The 17012-nt window shown below is 69.2% G+C and carries 13 protein-coding genes; 3 read left to right on the forward strand and 10 right to left on the reverse strand.

The annotated features are described in order from the left end of the window. Positions 1-55: 55 nt before the first annotated feature. Entirely contained in the window at positions 56-1984 is a 1929-nt protein-coding gene (locus tag AC1Q9M_RS14390; RefSeq protein ID WP_382321474.1) for a methyl-accepting chemotaxis protein, read from the forward strand. Here AC1Q9M_RS14390 and AC1Q9M_RS14395 read toward each other — a convergent pair whose 3' ends face one another. Beyond that, positions 1985-2926 (reverse strand): DMT family transporter, encoded by a 942-nt coding sequence (locus AC1Q9M_RS14395; protein ID WP_444687246.1) that lies wholly within the window; start codon positions 2924-2926, stop codon positions 1985-1987. A 121-nt stretch (positions 2927-3047) separates the two neighbouring features. Here AC1Q9M_RS14395 and AC1Q9M_RS14400 point away from each other — a divergent pair, with 121 nt between their 5' ends. Next, positions 3048-4043: a quinone oxidoreductase family protein gene (locus tag AC1Q9M_RS14400; protein WP_382321472.1), complete on the forward strand. Its 996-nt coding sequence runs from the start codon at positions 3048-3050 to the stop codon at positions 4041-4043. A 27-nt stretch (positions 4044-4070) separates the two neighbouring features. On the opposite strand, the gene AC1Q9M_RS14405 is transcribed toward AC1Q9M_RS14400, so the two are convergent. The 5 genes from AC1Q9M_RS14405 to AC1Q9M_RS14425 all read right to left on the reverse strand — a co-directional run bounded on the left by AC1Q9M_RS14405 (position 4071) and on the right by AC1Q9M_RS14425 (position 11590). Then, positions 4071-5219: an aminotransferase class V-fold PLP-dependent enzyme gene (locus AC1Q9M_RS14405; RefSeq protein WP_382321470.1), complete on the reverse strand. Its 1149-nt coding sequence runs from the start codon at positions 5217-5219 to the stop codon at positions 4071-4073. 76 nt (positions 5220-5295) lie between these two features. Further along, positions 5296-6960, reverse strand: a complete 1665-nt coding sequence (locus tag AC1Q9M_RS14410; RefSeq protein ID WP_382155108.1) for a Na/Pi cotransporter family protein — start codon at positions 6958-6960, stop codon at positions 5296-5298. A gap of 70 nt (positions 6961-7030) precedes the next feature. Next, positions 7031-7543 (reverse strand): signal peptidase II, encoded by a 513-nt coding sequence (gene lspA / locus AC1Q9M_RS14415; protein ID WP_492434378.1) that lies wholly within the window; start codon positions 7541-7543, stop codon positions 7031-7033. Beyond that, on the reverse strand, positions 7543-10404 hold the full coding sequence (gene ileS / locus AC1Q9M_RS14420; protein WP_444687244.1) for an isoleucine--tRNA ligase: 2862 nt from the start codon (positions 10402-10404) through the stop codon (positions 7543-7545). The genes lspA and ileS overlap by 1 nt, the downstream gene beginning before the upstream one ends. Before the next feature lie 121 nt (positions 10405-10525). Beyond that, a complete protein-coding gene (locus AC1Q9M_RS14425; RefSeq protein WP_444687243.1) occupies positions 10526-11590 on the reverse strand; it encodes a bifunctional riboflavin kinase/FAD synthetase in 1065 nt (354 codons plus the stop codon). Between the two features lie 204 nt (positions 11591-11794). On the opposite strand from AC1Q9M_RS14425, the gene AC1Q9M_RS14430 reads away from it, so the two are divergent. Further along, complete coding sequence (locus tag AC1Q9M_RS14430; protein ID WP_382155149.1) at positions 11795-12352, forward strand: HNH endonuclease; 558 nt, start codon at positions 11795-11797, stop codon at positions 12350-12352. An 89-nt stretch (positions 12353-12441) separates the two neighbouring features. On the opposite strand, the gene AC1Q9M_RS14435 is transcribed toward AC1Q9M_RS14430, so the two are convergent. The 4 genes from AC1Q9M_RS14435 to AC1Q9M_RS14450 all read right to left on the reverse strand — a co-directional run bounded on the left by AC1Q9M_RS14435 (position 12442) and on the right by AC1Q9M_RS14450 (position 17004). After that, entirely contained in the window at positions 12442-13818 is a 1377-nt protein-coding gene (locus tag AC1Q9M_RS14435; RefSeq protein WP_382321463.1) for an alpha/beta fold hydrolase, read from the reverse strand. 67 nt (positions 13819-13885) lie between these two features. Continuing rightward, the gene (locus AC1Q9M_RS14440; RefSeq protein ID WP_444687241.1) at positions 13886-15001 is read right to left on the reverse strand and encodes an acyl-CoA dehydrogenase family protein; all 1116 of its coding nucleotides are present in this window, start codon (positions 14999-15001) and stop codon (positions 13886-13888) included. Positions 15002-15011: 10 nt separating this feature from the next. Further along, a complete protein-coding gene (locus tag AC1Q9M_RS14445) occupies positions 15012-16193 on the reverse strand; it encodes an acyl-CoA dehydrogenase family protein (protein ID WP_492434382.1) in 1182 nt (393 codons plus the stop codon). A 79-nt stretch (positions 16194-16272) separates the two neighbouring features. Beyond that, a complete protein-coding gene (locus AC1Q9M_RS14450) occupies positions 16273-17004 on the reverse strand; it encodes a YceH family protein (protein WP_492434384.1) in 732 nt (243 codons plus the stop codon). Positions 17005-17012: the final 8 nt, after the last annotated feature.

A 17012-nucleotide genomic window follows, 5' to 3' on the forward strand; every position in this document is an offset into this window, starting at 1 on the left:
TGTGGGGGTGCCCGTCGATAGTTGGACCACGTTCAACCCTCCTCGATCGCCCCTCATGCCGTCCCTGATCCGAAACCTGCGCCTGGTCCACAAGCTCGTCCTGCTCGGACTCATCGCCGCCTTGCTGGTGGCCGTCCCCCTGACGGCCTATGTGCGCGACGCGCTGGGTGGACTCGCCGCCATCGAGGCCGAGCGCCAGGGCCTGGCGCCTTCGCGCTCGCTGCTGGAGGTGGTGCGCCTGGCGCAGATCCACCGCGGCATGACGGCCACCGTGCTGGGCGGCAAGGCCGATGCCGAGCCCCAGCGCCAGACCCGCGCGGCCGAGGTGCAGCAGGCGGTGCAGCGCTTCGAGGCGCTGCTGGCCAGCGACGTGGACGACGCGCGCATCCGCCGCGACTGGCGGGGCATCGTGGAGCAGTGGCAGTCGCTGTCGCAGGCGGTGGCCGCGCGCGGTGTCACGGGGCCGGAGAGCTTCGCGCGCCACACCGCGATGATCGCGGGCCTGATCGAACTCAACGACCGCGTGTCGGACCACTTCGGCCTGACCTCCGACCCGGACAAGTCCACCTACTTCCTGATCATCGGCACGCTGCAGCAGATGCCGCGCCTGACCGAGATGCTGGGCCAGGCGCGGGCGCGTGGGTCCGCGCTGCTGGTGCGCCAGTCGGCCACGCCGGAAGAGAAGGCGCAGATCGCCAGCCTGGTCGAGCGCGCGCGCGTCGGTGTGCGCGAGCTCGACATCAGCCTGGAGAAGGCGTTCGAACACGACCCCACGCTCAAGACCCGCCTGGCCGCCTCGCATGCGCAGGCGCGCAGCGAATTCGAAGGCGCGCTCAAGCTGGCGCGCGAGCAGATCGTCGAGGCGCCGGTGCTGCAGTACGCCTCGGCCGACTACTTCAAGGCCACGACCACCGCGATCGACGGCATGTACGGCCTGAGCGACCGCGCGACGAAGGAACTGGGTGTGGAGATCGAAAGTCGTTACACCGAACAGCGCGGCGAACTGGGCTGGGTGCTGGGCACCATCGCGGCGCTGCTGGGCGCGGGCGTGGCCTTCGCGATCGTCATCGGCCGCTCGATCACGCGCCCGGCCGAGCTGGCCCGCACGGTGGCGGCCCGCGTGGCCGCCGGCGACCTGAGCCAGGCCGTGCCATCGGGTGGTGGCGACGAGATGGGCCAGTTGCTCCGGGCCATGTCGACCATGCAGGCCGAGCTCACCCGCGTGGTGGGCAGCGTGCGCGGCAACGCCGAGGGCGTGGCCGCGGCCAGCTCGCAGATCGCCCAGGGCAACCACGACCTGTCGGCGCGCACCGAGCAGCAGGCCTCGGCGCTGGAGGAAACCGCCGCCTCGATGGAAGAGCTGAGCTCCACCGTGAAGCTCAACGCCGAGAACGCGCAGCAGGCCAACCGGCTGGCGATCAGCGCCTCCGAAGTGGCCACGCAGGGCGGTGACGCCGTGAGCCGGGTGGTCGACATGATGAAGGGCATCAACGACAGCTCGCGCCAGATCGCCGACATCATCAGCGTGATCGACGGCATCGCCTTCCAGACCAACATCCTCGCGCTCAACGCCGCGGTGGAGGCCGCGCGTGCGGGCGAGCAGGGCCGGGGCTTCGCGGTGGTGGCGGCCGAGGTGCGCAGCCTGGCGCAGCGCAGCGCCGCCGCGGCCAAGGAGATCAAGGGCCTGATCGAAGTGAGCGTGGACCGCGTGGAGCAGGGCACGGCGCTGGTGGACCAGGCCGGCAGCACCATGAGCGAGGTGGTGGGTTCGATCCGCCGCGTGACCGACATCGTGGGCGAGATCAGCGCGGCCAGCCGCGAGCAGAGCGACGGCGTGTCGCAGGTCGGCGAGGCGGTGACGCAGATGGACCAGGCCACGCAGCAGAACGCCGCGCTGGTGGAGGAAAGCGCCGCGGCGGCGCAGAGCCTGAAGTCGCAGGCCGATCAGCTGGTGCAGGCGGTGGCGGCGTTCAGACTCGCCTGATCACTTTCTCGACGAGACCAGGATGCCGCCCACGATCAGCACGAAACCGAGCGCGTGGTAGAGCCGGGGCGGCTCGCCCAGCAGGGTGGCCGAGAGCAGGGCGGCGAACAGCGGCGTGAGGTTGTTGAAGAACGCGGCCAGGGCCGGGCCTACGCGCGCCACGCCCGCGCCCCAGCAGCGGTAGGCCACCAGCGAAGGGCCCACGGCCACGTACACCAGCGCGGCGGCCAGCGGCCAGCCCCACTGGATGGGGTGCTGCCCTTCGGCCAGCGGGGGCAGCGTGAGCCACTCGCCCGCGGCGAACAGGCCCGACCACAGCACGCCCATGACGATCTGCGCGAGCAGGAAGGCGGCCCAGTCGGCCTTGATGTGGGCAGGCTCCGTGCCGGGCTTGGGGCGCACCAGCAGCCAGCTGTACCAGGCCCAGAGCAATGAGGCCAGCAGCATCCAGCCGTCGCCCGGCACCAGCTTCACCGCCAGCAGGTGGTCGAGCTCGCCGTGCGAGAGCACCACCGCCACGCCGGACAGCGAGAGCAGGGCACCCAGGGCCGCGCGCCGGGAGATGGCCACACCATAGAAGATCCGGCCCAGCAGCAGCATCCACACCGGCATGCTGGCCGCGACGAGCGTCACGTTCATCGGGGTGGAGGTCTTCAGGGCCACGTACTGGAAGGCGTTGTAGCAGCCCACGCCCAGCAGGCCCAGCAGGGCGAAGCGCCGCCAGTGCGGCCACAGGCCGTCGGGGCCCGGGCGCAGAACCCGGCCGGCGAACGGCAGCAACAGCAGGAAGGCCAGGGTCCAGCGCAGGAAGTTCAGCGTGACCGGCGGCACCACACCCTGCATCATGCGGCCGACCACCGCATTGCCCGCCCACATCAAGGGCGGAATGACGAGCAGCAGAAGGGTGGTGGGGCTGAGACGGGCACTGGCGTTCTGGGACATGGCCCGCACTGTACCCGCGAGCCCATGACCGGCGAGGGCCTGGGGGTGATGCGAAGCGGCATCGGCAGGGCGGGCGTTTCGTGGCAGCATGGCCGCTTTCGAACCCCGAGGAGAAACCGAGATGAGCGAACAGACCAGCCGCGCCGTGCGCATCCATGCCGTGGGCGGCCCCGAACAACTGGTGATCGACACCGTGAGCGTGGGCGAACCCGGGCCGGGCCAGGTGCGCATCCGGCACCACGCCATCGGCCTGAACTTCATCGACGTGTACCAGCGCACCGGCCTGTACCCCTTCCCCCTGCCGCTGGCGCTGGGCATGGAAGGCGCGGGCGTGGTCGAGGCGGTGGGCGAGGGCGTGACGCACCTGAAAGCGGGGGACCGCGCGGCCTATGCCGCCAACCCGCCCGGCAGCTACAGCGATGTGCGCGTGATGCCGGCCATGAACGTCTGCCGGCTGCCCGATGCGATCGACTTCGAGACCGGCGCGGCCATGATGCTCAAGGGCCTGACCGCGCAGTACCTGCTCAAGCGCTGCCGCCCCGTCGAGGGGCTGGAGGCGGGTGATTTCGTGCTGTTCCATGCCGCCGCCGGTGGCGTGGGCCTGATCGCGAGCCAGTGGGCGAAGTCGCTCGGCCTGCAGCTGATCGGCACCGCGGGGTCCGACGAGAAGTGCGCGCTGGCCCTGGCGCACGGCGCGGCCCACGCCATCAACTACCGCACCGAGGATTTCGCGGCGCGCGTCAAGGACATCACCAACGGCCAGGGCGTGAAGGTGGTCTACGACTCGGTGGGCAAGGACACCTTTGAAAAATCGCTGGACTGCCTGCGCCCCTTCGGCCTGATGGTGAGCTTCGGCAACGCCTCGGGCCCGGTGCCGCCGTTCGCGCCCGGCCTCCTGGCGGCCAAGGGCTCGCTCTACGTGACGCGCCAGACCCTGTTCGCCCACATCACCAGCCGCGAGCGCACCCAGGCCATGGCCGACGACCTGTTCGCGGTGGTGGAGGGTGGCAAGGTGAAGGTGCGCATCGACCAGCGCTTCGAGTTGACCGATGTGCAGGCCGCGCACAAGAGCCTGGAGGCGCGCGCCACCACCGGCTGCACGGTGCTGCTGCCGTAAAAAAAGCGGCCTGGGCCGCTTTTTTCGTCAGGCCGGTTGCGCCACCTTGGGCGCGACCTCGGCCAGGGCCCGTTCCAGGTGCTGGAGCGTGGCCGGCACGTCGTGCCATTTGTCCAGGCCGAACAGGCCGATGCGGAAGGTCTTGAAGTCCGGGCCTTCGTCGCACTGCAGCGGCACGCCGGCCGCGGTCTGCAGGCCTTGCGCGAGGAATTTCTTGCTCGACTGGATGTCGGGGTCGGTGGTGTGGCTCACCACCACGCCCGGCGCCTGGAAGCCGGCCGCGGCCACGCTGGGGAAGCCGTGGCGCACCAGCAGCGCGCGCACCTGCGCGCCCAGCGCCACCTGCTCCTGCCGCACGCGCTCGAAGCCGTAGGCCTCGGTTTCCTTCATGGTCTCGCGCAGGCGGGTGAGCGCGTCGGTGGGCAGGGTGGTGTGGTACGCGTGGCCGCCGCCTTCGTAGGTTTCCATGATCTGCAGCCACTTCTTGAGGTCCATCGCGAAGGTGGTGCTCTGCGTGGCGTCGATGGCGCTGCGGGCGCGTTCGCTGAGCATCACCATGGCGCAGCAGGGCGAGCTGCTCCAGCCCTTCTGCGGGGCCGAGATGAGGAGGTCGACGCCGGTGGCCTTCATGTCCACCCACATCGCGCCGGAGGCGATGCAGTCGAGCACGAACAGGCCGCCCACGGCGTGCACCGCATCGGCCACGGCCTCGAGGTAGTCGTCGGGCAGGATCATGCCGGCGGCGGTTTCCACGTGCGGGGCGAACACCAGGGCCGGTTTTTCGCGCGCGATGGTGGCCACCACCTCGTCGATCGGCGCGGGCGCCCAGGGGGCCTGCGCGCCGTCGCCGGTGCGCCGTGCCTTCATCACGGTGTGGCTGGCGGGGATGCCGCCCATGTCGAAGATCTGCGTCCAGCGGTAGCTGAACCAGCCGTTGCGGATCACCAGCACATGTTTGCCGTGCGCGAACTGGCGCGCCACCGATTCCATGCCGAAGGTGCCGCTGCCGGGCACCAGCACGGCCGAGTGCGCGCCGTAGACGCGCTTGAGCATGGCCGAGATGTCGGTCATCACGCCCTGGAAACGCTTGGACATGTGGTTGAGCGCGCGATCGGTGTAGACGACCGAGAACTCGAGCAGACCGTCGGGGTCGATGTGGGGCAGCAGTCCGGGCATGTTGTCTCCTGTGTCGGGCGCAAAAACGGAGAGCCAGCGTAGCACAGCCCTCCCGGGCTTGCAGCCGTGCGGATGCTCAGAGCCGGCTGGCGTGCGACGGTGGGGTGGGTTCGCGCAGGCGGCTGGGGGCCAGCACGCCGGCGCTGTCCAGGATGGGGTAGGCGATCGAGCAGATGTGCGAGTTGATGCGTTTCAAGTCGCTGATCAGGTCCAGGTGCAGCGAGCTGGTGTCCATGCTCTGCGGGGTCATGCCGGAGAGCCGGTCCAGGTGGGTGGCGGCGTACTCGCGCTCCATGTCGCGAAAGCGCACCTTCTCTTCCACCAGCTTCTGCGCGTCGCGCACGTTGCCGTTGAGGAACACGCTCATGCCCAGGCGCAGGTTGTCGAGCAGGCGCGCGTGCAGTTCGGTGATCTCGGCCATGCCGGCCTCGGAGAAGCTGCGGCCCTTGCGGATCTTCTTGTCCTCGATGTCCAGCAGCACGCGCTCGACGGTGTCGCCGATCTGCTCCATGTTGATGGTGAAGCTGATGATGTCGGTCCAGCGCCGGCTCTCGGCCTCGCTGAGCTGCTGGCGCGAGATCTTGGTGAGGTAGTACTTGATCGAGGAGTAGAGGTTGTCGACGGTGTCGTCGAGCTTGCGCAGGTCCTGCGAGAGCTTGGCGTCGTTGTTGCGGATCACGGTGACCACGCCGCGCAGCATGGTCTCGACCACGTCGGCCTGGTGCATGGCCTCGCGCGCGGCGCAGGAGATGGCCAGCGAGGGCGTGGCCAGGGCCGAAGGGTCGAGGTGGTTGGGCCGGTCCAGCGGGCTCTTGTCCTTCTTCAGCGGCAGCAGGCGGTTGACCATGCGGGCGACCGGCTTGGTCAGGCCGATGAAGACCGCGCCGACCATCAAGTTGAAGCTCAGGTGGAACAGCACGGTGAGCGTGGCCGGGTCCTGCACCAGCGGCTGCATGACCTGCAGCCACAGGGGAATGAGCCAGATCGCGATGGCCACGCCCAGCACCTTGAACAGCAGGTTGCCCAGCGGCACCTGGCGGGTGCTGATGCCGGACTTGGCGGTGGTGATCACGGCCAGCAGCCCGCTGCCCAGGTTGGCGCCGAGCACGATGCCCAGGGCCACGTCCAGCCCGACCACCTGCAGCGCCAGGGAGGACGCCAGCAGCACCACCGCGAGGCTGGAGTAGGCCACCACGGCCAGCGCGGCGCCCAGCAGGATCTCCAGCAGCAGGTCGCTGGTGAGCGATTCCAGCATCAGCTGCACGGCGGGGTTCTGCGTCAGCACGCTGGTGGCGGCCGAGATCAGCCGCAGGGCCAGCAGCATCAAGCCCAGGCCGATCAGCACGCGGCCGAAGTCGCCCACCGGCGTGCCCTGGCGCGAGATGAACAGCGTGACGCCCAGGAAGATGAACAGCGGCGAGAGCCAGGACAGGTCGAAGGAGAACACCACCGCCATCAGGCTGGTGCCGATGTCGGCGCCCAACATCACCGCCAGTGCGGCGGGCAGCGCGATCAGGCCGCGGCCCACGAAGGAGGCGGTGATCAGCGCGGTGGCGGTGCTGGATTGCACCAGGGCGGTCACGCCCAGGCCGGAGAGGGCGGCGGTGAAGCGGTTGCCCATGCTCGCGGCGAGGAACTGCCGCAGGTTGCTGCCGAAGACGCGCAGCACGCCGGCCCGCACCAGGTGGGTGCCCCAAACCAGCAAGGCAATGGCCGCGAGAAGGTCCAGCAGATGTTTCATGAACCTCAAAACTATACGCCCCGGGGCGAAGCCCCGTGCGCGGTGCGGACTCGCGGGGCCGCGCGGGGGGTCAGCGGCGGCGGCGCACGCGCAGGATCTCGTCCAGGATCAGGGCCGCGGCACCGACCGAAATCGCGATGTCCGCGAGGTTGAACGAGGGGAAATGCCCGCCCGGGAACAGGCCGGCCAGGAAGGACCAGTGGAAGTCGAGAAAGTCCACCACGTAGCCGTGCCACAGGCGGTCGATCACGTTGCCCAGGGCGCCGCCCAGGATGCACGACAGCGCGAACGCGAACAGCTTCTGGCCCGGGTGCGAGCGCAGCATCCAGACGATGAAGACCGCCGCGCCCACGCCCACGGCGGTGAAGAACCAGCGCTGCCAGCCCCCGGCGCCTGCCAGGAACGAAAACGCCGCGCCCGTGTTGTGCACGCGCACGAGGTTGAAGAAGCTGGTGACGTGCGTGCTGTCGCCCAGCTGGTACACCGCCAGGATCCATTGCTTGGTGAGCTGGTCGGCCACCAGCAGGGCGGCCGCCAGGCCGAGCCAGGGCCAGAGGTGGCTGTTGGGGCTGTTGTTCGGCATCAGGCCACCGTGCGCGGCTCGCCCGCGCCGAACAGGTTGCTGGTGCAGCGGCCGCACAGCGTGGGGTGGGCGGCGTCCGTGCCCACGTCGTCGCGGTAGTGCCAGCAGCGCTCGCACTTGGTGGCACTGGACGGCACGACCTGCACCGACAGCTCGTCGCCGGCCAGCAGTTCCACGGCCGAGACGATCAGCGCGAACCTCAGGTCGTCGCCCAGCGAGGCCAGCAGCGCATGGTCATCGGCCGGGGCGGTGAGGCGCACGTTGGCTTGCAGCGAGGAGCCCACCTGGCCGGCGGTGCGCACGGTCTCGATCTCCTTGTTCACCAGGTTGCGCACTTCGCACAGGCGCGTCCACTTGGCCAGCAGCGCCTCGTCGGCGTTGGGCAGCTGGGCGTAGGTCTCGAAGAAGATCGAGCCCTGGTTCTGCGCACCCGCGAGCACCGGCCAGGCCTCTTCGGCGGTGAAGCTCATGAACGGCGCCATCCAGCGCAGCATGGCGTGGGTGATCTGGTGCAGCGCGGTCTGGGCGCTGCGCCGCGCCAGGCTCTTGGGGGCGGTGGTGTAGAGCCGGTCCTTGAGCACGTCGAGGTAGAACGCGCCCAGGTCTTCCGAACAGTACACCTGCAGCTTGGCCACCACGGGGTGGAACTCGTACACGTCGTAGTGCGCCAGCACCTCGGCCTGGAACTGCGCCGCGCGCGCGAGCGCGTAGCGGTCGATCTCCAGCATCTGGTCCAGCGGCACGGCGTCGGTGGCCGGGTCGAAGTCGCTCACGTTGGCGAGCAGGAAGCGCAGCGTGTTGCGGATGCGGCGGTAGGCGTCGACCACGCGGGCGAGGATCTTGTCGTCGCCGGCGATGTCGCCCGAGTAGTCGCTCGCGGCCACCCACAGGCGGATGATCTCGGCGCCCAGCTTCTTGGTCACCTCCTGCGGATCGATGCCGTTGCCGAGCGACTTGCTCATCTTGCGGCCCTGGCTGTCCACGGTGAAGCCGTGGGTGAGCAGGCCGCGGTAGGGCGCGCGGTCGTGCAGGGCGCAGCCCAGCAGCAGCGAGGAATGGAACCAGCCCCGGTGCTGGTCGTGGCCTTCGAGGTACAGATCGGCCTCGGGGCCTTGCGAGTGGAAGGCGCCATTGACGTAGGCCTTGGCGTGGCTGCCGCGCAGCACGTGCTGGAAGGTCGAGCCGGAGTCGAACCAGACCTCCAGGATGTCCTGGCTCTTGGTGTAGTTCGGCGCGTCCTGCGCGCCCAGGATGTCCTCGGCCGTCACGCGGCTCCAGGCCTCGATGCCGCCCTTCTCGACGATGTCGGCCGCCTGGTCGAGGATCTCCATGGTGCGCGGGTGCAGCTCACCCGAGTCCTTGTGCAGGAAGAAGGGGATGGGCACGCCCCAGCTGCGCTGGCGCGAGATGCACCAGTCGGGCCGGTTGGCGATCATGTCGTGCAGGCGCGCCTTGCCGTTCTCCGGGAAGAAGTGGGTGTGCTCGATCGCGTCCAGCGCGGTCTGGCGCAGGGTGCGCGGCGCCTTGTCCTTGGTGAACACGCCCTCGCCCTCGTCCATGCGGATGAACCACTGCGCGGCGGCGCGGTAGATCACCGGCGTCTTGTGGCGCCAGCAGTGCGGGTAGCTGTGGGTGATGGGCTGCGTCGCCATGAGGCGGCCGGCGTTCTTCAGCGCCTCCAGGATGGCCGGCACGGCCTTCCAGATGTGCTGGCCGCCGAACAGCGGGAAGTCGGCCGCGTAGGTGCCGTTGCCCTGCACCGGGTTGAGGATGTCGTCGTAGGCCAGGCCGTGCGACACGCAGGAGTTGAAGTCATCCACGCCGTAGGCCGGGGCCGAGTGCACGATGCCGGTGCCGTCGCTGTCGCTCACGTAGTCGGCCAGGTACAGCGGCGAGAGGCGGCGGTAGCCGGCGTCCACGTCGTACAGGGGGTGGCGGAAGCTCAGGTCGCGCAGGGCCTCGCCGGGGGCGGTGGCGATCACCTGGCCTTCGAGCTGGAAGCGCTCCAGGCATTTCTCGACCAGCGACTCGGCCAGCAGCAGCACGCCGCGCGGCGTGTCGACCAGCGCGTAGCCCAGGGCCGGGTGGGCGTTGAGCGCCTGGTTGGCCGGGATGGTCCAGGCGGTGGTGGTCCAGATGACGGCGAAGCCGGTCTTGCCGGCCGGCAGCGCGGCCAGGCCGAAGGCCTTGGCGAGCGCGGCCGGGTCGTTGGCTTCGAAGGCCACGTCCAGCGTGTCGCTCTTCTTGTCGGCGTACTCGATCTCGAACTCGGCCAGCGAGGAGCCGCAGTCGAAGCACCAGTACACGGGCTTGAGGCCCCGGTAGACGAAACCGCGCTCGATCACGCGCTTGAAGGCGCGGATCTCGCCCGCCTCGTTGGCCGGGTCCATGGTGCGGTAGGGGCGCTCCCAGTCACCGAGGATGCCCAGGCGCTTGAAGTCTTCGCGCTGCAGGCCGATCTGCTCGGTGGCATAGGCGCGGCTCTTGGCCTGCATGTCGTCGCGGCTGAGGTTGCGGCCGTGTTTTTTCTCGATCGCGTTCTCGATCGGCAGGCCGTGGCAGTCCCAGCCGGGGATGTACTGGGCGTCGAAGCCGGCCAGCTGGCGGCTTTTGACGATCATGTCCTTGAGCACCTTGTTGACGGCGTGGCCCATGTGGATCTGGCCGTTGGCGTAGGGCGGGCCGTCGTGCAGCACGAACAGCGCCGCGCCTTCGCGGGCGTCGCGCAGGCGCTTGTAGAGGCCTTCCTGGTTCCAGCTGTTCACCCAGCCCGGCTCGCGCTTGGGCAGGTCGCCGCGCATGGGGAAGGGGGTGTCGGGCAGGTTGAGGGTGCTGCGGTAGTCGGTGGGGGTGTCGGACATGACGGGAATTCCATGGTGGCTTCGACAAGCTCAGCCCGAACCGGGGGAGTGCGAGGGGACTGGAGACAGAAACCGTTCGCCCTGAGCCTGTCGAAGGGCAGCGACCGGACAGACAGGTCGTCTAAATTCGGTCGCGGGTGGTCTGCCGATGGGTCTGGGTGTGCAGCGACGCAAAGAACGCGCGTGCGTCGTCGCAGTCCCGTGCGATGCCCTGGGTCAGGGCGTCGAGGCTGTCGTACTTCAGCTCGTCATGCAGTTTGTGCAGCAGTTCCACGCGCACGATTTTACCGTAGGCCTCTCCGTCGGGCAGGCTGGCGGCCAAGGCGGGCGGCCAGTCGAGGCAATGGGTCTCCAGCAGCACCCGCCCGCCGTTGACGTCGTCCGGGTCCAGCGAGGGCCTCACCCCCAGGTTGGCCACGCCCGGCAGGGGGGGCGAATCGGCGTGTGGGCCCAGGCCATGCACGTGCACCGCGAAGATGCCGCTGGCCGCCGGTTTCCAGTGCGAAAAGCGCAGGTTGAGGGTGCGAAAGCCGTCGCCGCGCCCGGGGCTGCTCTCGGCCAGCTGGCGGCCGAGCTTGCGCCCGTGCACCACGTGGCCGCTGATGCTGTAGGGCCGGCCCAGCAGGGCGGCCACGTCGTCCATGCGGCCGGCGCCCAGGGCCTCGCGCACGGCGGAGCTGGACACACGCAGGCCGTGCACCTCGTAGCTTTGCATGCGCGCCACGTCGAAACCCAGGCGACCGCCGGCGGCATCGAGCATGGCGTAGTCGCCGGCCCGTTTGGATCCGAAGCGGAAGTCGTCGCCCACCAGCACGTACTGCACGCCGAACGCGCCCACCAGCGTGTCCTCGATGAAGGCCTCGGGCGCCTGGTTGGCCAGCCGGGCATTGAACGGCAGGATCACGCATTCGTGCACGCCGCAGCGGTCCAGCTCCTGCAGCTTGTCGCGCAACGTGGCGATGCGCGCGGGCGCCAGTTCCGGCTTGTGGTGCAGGGCGGCGAAGTAGTCGCGCGGGTGCGGTTCGAAAGTCATCACGCAGCTGGGCACGCCGCGGTGCCGCGCTTCGTTGTTGAGCAGCGCGAGCATGGCCTGGTGGCCCCGGTGCACGCCGTCGAAGTTGCCGATGGTCAATGCGCAGCCCGGGGAGCCGGGGGGGCGGGAGCGCAGGCCGCGATAGATTTTCATGCCGTGAGAGGTGGTCAGAGGCTGGGTCGAAAGGGCATTTGAGGGCGAAAGCCATGGCTTCCAGGCCTGCCGTCACGGCCGATTCTTCAAAGCTTGCTATATTGGCACACGATGATATGCGCCCGCAGGCCTTGCCTGCGGCCGAAGGGCGGCTTGCCCAGGGCCGCCCCTCCCCGGTGACATGTTCGTTGGAAGGAGCCCGTCTTGAAGGTCTTGAAGCTCTCCGCGCAGGGGCTGCCACAGTCGTGGATCAGCCTGGAGGAAGCCGTGTTGCATTACGCGGCGGATGAGGTGCGCTGGGAAATGGGGGCCGAGGTCGCGGTGTTCCACGGCGGGCACAACGCGGTGACCGGGCGCCAGTCCATCATCACGGTCAACTCCATCATCGGCACCCAGGGCGTGCCGCGCATCAACCCCTTCGACCTGCGGCCCACGCTGACCAACAGCAAGCTGTTCGCGCGCGACCGCAACGTGTGCGCCTACTGCGGCGAGAGCTGCCACGACGAGGTGTGCACGCGAGAGCACATCGTGCCGCTGGGGCAGAACGGTCGCGACACCTGGATGAACGTGGTGACGGCCTGCAAGTCCTGCAACCACCGCAAGGGCAACCGCACGCCCGAACAGGCCCACATGGGGCTGCTGTACACGCCCTACGTGCCCAGCCTGTGGGAAGACTTCATCCTGCGCAACCGCCGCATTCTGGCGGACCAGATGGAGTTCCTGATGTCGCACCTGCCCAAGACCTCGCGGCTGCACGCCTAGGGATGGGCGTGGTCCGGCGCCGGGCCGCCCCAAGCCGGGCCAGCCCCCTTGGGGGCAGCGACCCGCGAAGCGGTGGAGCGTGGGGGTGGTCAGTGCGTCAGTTCCAGCACCACGAGGTGGTTCTCGCCCGCTGGCCAGGTCCGGCCGGTGAGCTTCTCACCGTTGAATTCGGCCGCGATGGGCCGCGCGCCTTCCGTGGCGAGGGCCAGTTTCGAGCTGGACACGCCCGCGCCCGCGGGCGGCACACCGGGCAGGGCCTTGCCATCGAACGACATCGTGTCGCGCGCGGCATCGAAGTAGCCGCGCGGCCGGGTGAAGGTGACGATGGACTTCGCGCCGCGGTCGGCGGCCGCGATGCGCTCGGCGCGCAGGTGGATCAGTTCGCTGCCACGCGGGAAGGGGCTGCGGTAGATGTGTGTGGTGGCGTAGCCCGGCGCGCTGATGACGAACTCGTGGGCCACGCCAGGCTGGGCGGTGAACGGGCCCCAGAGGCCATCGGCGCCCACGGTCTTGCTGTGCACGGCCGCGCCCCGGCGCTCGCCCGTCGCGGGGTCGGTGGCGTACACCGTGAGCTGCGCGCCCGGCACGGGCAGGTTGTTGGTCTCGTTGCCCGAGGCCGGGTCGGTTGGCGACACGCCCAGGCCGGTGACCTTGCCGTTGAGCACCACCGGCGTCTGGGCGGTGATGGCCAGCGTGCGTGGCGCCTGGCCGGTGATGAAGCGGTGCATGGCATCGAACGCCGCGGGTGAGAAGGACGTCTCGCGGTGGTCCACGCGGGGCAGCACCACGTTGTGGGCACCCTTGAGCGCGGGCCCGTCGAAACCGACGTTGGTGGGCGTGCCCCGGGCGCCGATCCACACGCCGTCGGGCTGGGCGAACTTGTCGTTGTTGTCGGATCGCAGGGTCATCCACTTCACTGGGCCGGCCACTTCGTCGCCGGCGGCGTTCTTGGGCGCGTTCAGCGCGCTCAGGAAGGGGCCGGTGCCAGCGAATTCGTTGGCCTCCCGGAATCCCTTGATGGCCCAGACGCCGTGGTTGGGTGTGCCGCCCAGCACCGCGTGGCTCACGGTCTTGTCGCCGCCGCCATTCTGGATGTAGTTGCGCACCGCGTAGCCGCCGCGCGAATTGGCCACCAGCACCACCTGCGGCGCGCCGGTGGCCCTCAGGACCTTGTCCACCTCGGCCTTGAGGAAAGCCATGTGCTCGGCCGTGGACGAGCGCCCCGGCTGGGCCTTGCCGTCGTCGTCGCGCGCGAGCGGGTAGGGCAGGTCGATCGCGTGCAGGCGCTCGCGCGGCCAGCCGTTGGACTCGAAGCGCCACAGGGTGGTCTGCCAGATCGAGGCGGAGTCGCCGTTGCCGTGCACGAACACGATGGGTGGCTGCCCCGCACCCCGGGGTGCGCTGGCACAGGCCGCCAGCAACAGGCTGCTGGCGATGGTGGCGAAAATGGTTCGGCGGGTGGGCATCGGGTCTCTCCTGTTGAAGGGGTGGCCAAAAACACCGCGGCCCGCTGGGTGCGGGCCGCTGGGGGGATCAGGCGAACACGCCGGCCGTGTCCTGCATCCGGGCGGAGACCTCGCCCAGGTGGTGCAGGGTGTCGCCGTAGGTCATTTCCAGCTGCGTGAGCTTCTTGAAGTAGTGGCTCACGATGTACTCGTCGGTCACGCCGATGCCGCCGTGCAGCTGCACCGCCTGTTGTCCGACGAAGCGCATGGCCGTGCCCAGCTGCACCTTGGCCCGCGCCATGGCCGCGCGGCGCTCTGGCGCCGGGGCGTTGAGCTTGAGGCTGGCGTAGTAGCTCATGGAGCGCGCCAGCTCCAGCTGCATCTTCATGTCGGCCACGCGGTGGCGCAGCGCCTGGAAGCTGGCGATGGCCACGCCGAACTGCTTGCGCGTGTTCATGTACTCGACGGTGATGGCCACGGTCTTGTCCATCACGCCCACGGCTTCGGCGCAGGCGGCGGCGATGCCGATGTCCACGGCGTGTTCCAGCGCGGTCAGGCCATCGGTGGTGATCAGTTGGGCCGGGGCGTCCTTGAGCGTGAGGTCACCCGCACGGCCGCCGTCCTGCGTGCCGTAGCCGCGCGTGGCCACGCCAGCGGCGGTGCGCTCCACCAGGAACAGGGCGAGCTTGCCGCCGGCCACGGCGGGCACGACGAAGGCGTCGGCCTGGTCGGCGGCGGGCACCACGTTCTTGCTGCCCGAGACCGTCCAGCCGCTGCCGGCCTGGGTGGCGGTGGTGGCGCACACGTCGAGCTTGTAGCGGGCCTTGCGCTCCTGGTGCGCGAGCACCACCAGCGCTTCGCCCGAGGCCATGCGCGGCAACCACGCGGCCTTGAGGTCGGCCGGCGCGTAACCGCCCAGCACGCCGGAGGTGATGAGGGTCTGGGCCAGGGGTTCGAGCACGATGCCGCGCCCCAGCTCTTCCATGACCACCATGCCTTCGATGGGGCCCATGCCCAGGCCGCCGTCGTCCTCGCTCACGTAAAGGCCGGCCAGGCCGAGCTCGGCCAATTCACCGTAGGCGGCGCGGTCGAAGCCGCCCGCGGCCACGATGCCGTTGCGGCGCTCGAAGGTGTAGCCCTTGTCGACCCATTTGCGCACGGCGTCGCGCAGTTGCTGTTGGTCGTCGCTGAAATCAAAGTCCATGTTTTTCTCCTCAGCCCAGAACGGTTTGCGCGACGATGTTGCGCTGCACTTCGTTGCTGCCGCCGTAGATGGTGGTCTTGCGCATGTTGAAGTAGGTGGACGCCAGCGGCGCGTTGGCGTTGACGCCGCCGGGGAAGTCGCCCTGCCAGCCGGCTTCCATGGCCTCCTCGATGAAGGGCAGGCTGTAGGGGCCGGCCGCCAGCATCATGAGTTCGCTGTAGCGTTGCTGGATCTCGCTGCCCTTGATCTTGAGCAGACCGGCGATGTCGAGCGAGTTCTTGCCCGATTTCTCGGCCGAGAGCACGCGCAGCACCAGCATCTCCAGCGCCACCACGTCGACTTCGAGCAGCGCGATCTGGTCGCGGAAGCGCAGGTCGTCCCAGACGCCTTCGGTCTTGGCGATGCGCTTCAGGCGCTCGAGCTCGCGCTTGGCGCGGTTCACGTCGGCGATGTTGGTGCGTTCGTGGCTGAGCAGGTGCTTGGCGTAGGTCCAGCCCTTGTTCTCCTCGCCGATCAGGTTCTCCGCCGGCACCTCGACGTTGTCGAACCAGACTTCGTTCACCTCGCTCTCGCCGTCCAGCAGCTTGATGGGTCGCACGGTGACGCCGGGAGACTTCATGTCGATCAGCAGGAAGGAGATGCCGGTCTGCGGCTTGCCCTCGGTGCTGGTGCGCACCAGGCAGAAGATCCACTCGCCGTACTGGCCCAGCGTGGTCCAGGTCTTCTGGCCATTGACGATGTACTTGTCGCCCTGGCGCTCGGCGCGGGTCTTGACCGAGGCCAGGTCCGAGCCCGAGCCGGGTTCGCTGTAGCCCTGGCTCCACCACACCTCGCCGCTGGCGATGCCGGGCAGGAAACGCTGCTGCTGTTCCTTGTTGCCGAAGGCCATGATCACCGGCGCCACCATCACGGGGCCGAAGGGCACCACGCGCGGCGCGCCGGCCAGGGCGCATTCTTCCTCGAACAGGTGCTTCTGCACCGCGGTCCAGCCCGGGCCGCCGAACTCCTTGGGCCAGCCCCAGCCCAGCCAGCCCTTCTTGCCGAGAATCTTGGCCCAGCGCTGCATGTCGTCGCGCGTCAGGCGCAGCGCGTTGTGCACTTTGTGGGCGATCTCGGCGGGCAGGTTGGCCTTGACCCAGCCCCGGATGTCTTCGCGAAACGCCTGTTCTTCGGGCGTGAATGCCAAATCCATGGAATGTCTCCTGGTGGCCGCCACAGGATGTGTGCCGGCAAATTGAACAACGCCGGCCAGTTTCGCACGACCGTTCGTTTTATGGCTGTCCGGGCTGCGACAAGCCGAGCTGCTCGTTCAGATTCTGAAGCTGGTCCTGCAACTGGGCCACGGTGTTTTCCAGCGTGGCCACCCGGCGGGTGAGGGCGATCAGTTCGTCTTCGGTGGCCGCGCTGCCCTGGGTGGACGGCGCCGCCGCGACGGCGCTGGTGTCCACCGGGCCGCAGAGCAGGTGGGCCCAGCGCTGCTCCCGGGCGCCGGGTGCGCGCGGCAGCTTCACCACCAGCGGGCCGCCTTTCTCGGCGCTGCGGTCCTGCAGTTCCTCCAGGAAGCCGTCGACCGAGGCGATGTCCAGGAACTTGTACCAGCGCTCGGTGTTCAGGCGCAGCTCACCGGCGGTCTGCGGGCCGCGCAGCATCAACATGCCCAGCAGCACGGCGGATTGTTCGGGCACGCCCACGGCGCGCGCGAAATTGTGTTCGTAGCGGGTGACCCGGCTGCCGCTGCCCTCCATCACCATGTGCAGGCTGCGCAGCTCGTCCAGCGCCTCCAGCACCAGGGCGTCGGCCAGGTTCATCACCGGGTCGCGGCTGGACTTCTGGTTGCAGCCCGTCACCAGGGCGTTGAGCGTCATGGGGTAGCTGTCGGGCACGGTGCGCGCCTTCTCCATGAGGGTGCCGAGCACGCGCGCCTCGGCGGGCGAGAGCGGGCGTTGCTGGAAATCGTGGCCGCGCGGGCGGCCGGCTGAAGGGGTTTGCAGGTCTGAGGTCATTACACTTC

This window comes from Hydrogenophaga sp. GW823-FHT04C09 (genome assembly GCF_058796355.1).

Coding starts and splice junctions, on each gene's coding strand:
- ileS (WP_444687244.1), bottom strand. CDS start 10,404: ATGTCCGACACCCCCACCGACTACCGCAGCACCCTCAACCTGCCCGAC.
- AC1Q9M_RS14445 (WP_492434382.1), bottom strand. CDS start 16,193: ATGGATTTGGCATTCACGCCCGAAGAACAGGCGTTTCGCGAAGACATC.
- AC1Q9M_RS14425 (WP_444687243.1), bottom strand. CDS start 11,590: ATGAAAATCTATCGCGGCCTGCGCTCCCGCCCCCCCGGCTCCCCGGGC.
- AC1Q9M_RS14435 (WP_382321463.1), bottom strand. CDS start 13,818: ATGCCCACCCGCCGAACCATTTTCGCCACCATCGCCAGCAGCCTGTTG.
- lspA (WP_492434378.1), bottom strand. CDS start 7,543: ATGCCGAACAACAGCCCCAACAGCCACCTCTGGCCCTGGCTCGGCCTG.
- AC1Q9M_RS14400 (WP_382321472.1), top strand. CDS start 3,048: ATGAGCGAACAGACCAGCCGCGCCGTGCGCATCCATGCCGTGGGCGGC.
- AC1Q9M_RS14410 (WP_382155108.1), bottom strand. CDS start 6,960: ATGAAACATCTGCTGGACCTTCTCGCGGCCATTGCCTTGCTGGTTTGG.
- AC1Q9M_RS14450 (WP_492434384.1), bottom strand. CDS start 17,004: ATGACCTCAGACCTGCAAACCCCTTCAGCCGGCCGCCCGCGCGGCCAC.
- AC1Q9M_RS14395 (WP_444687246.1), bottom strand. CDS start 2,926: ATGTCCCAGAACGCCAGTGCCCGTCTCAGCCCCACCACCCTTCTGCTG.
- AC1Q9M_RS14405 (WP_382321470.1), bottom strand. CDS start 5,219: ATGCCCGGACTGCTGCCCCACATCGACCCCGACGGTCTGCTCGAGTTC.
- AC1Q9M_RS14390 (WP_382321474.1), top strand. CDS start 56: ATGCCGTCCCTGATCCGAAACCTGCGCCTGGTCCACAAGCTCGTCCTG.
- AC1Q9M_RS14440 (WP_444687241.1), bottom strand. CDS start 15,001: ATGGACTTTGATTTCAGCGACGACCAACAGCAACTGCGCGACGCCGTG.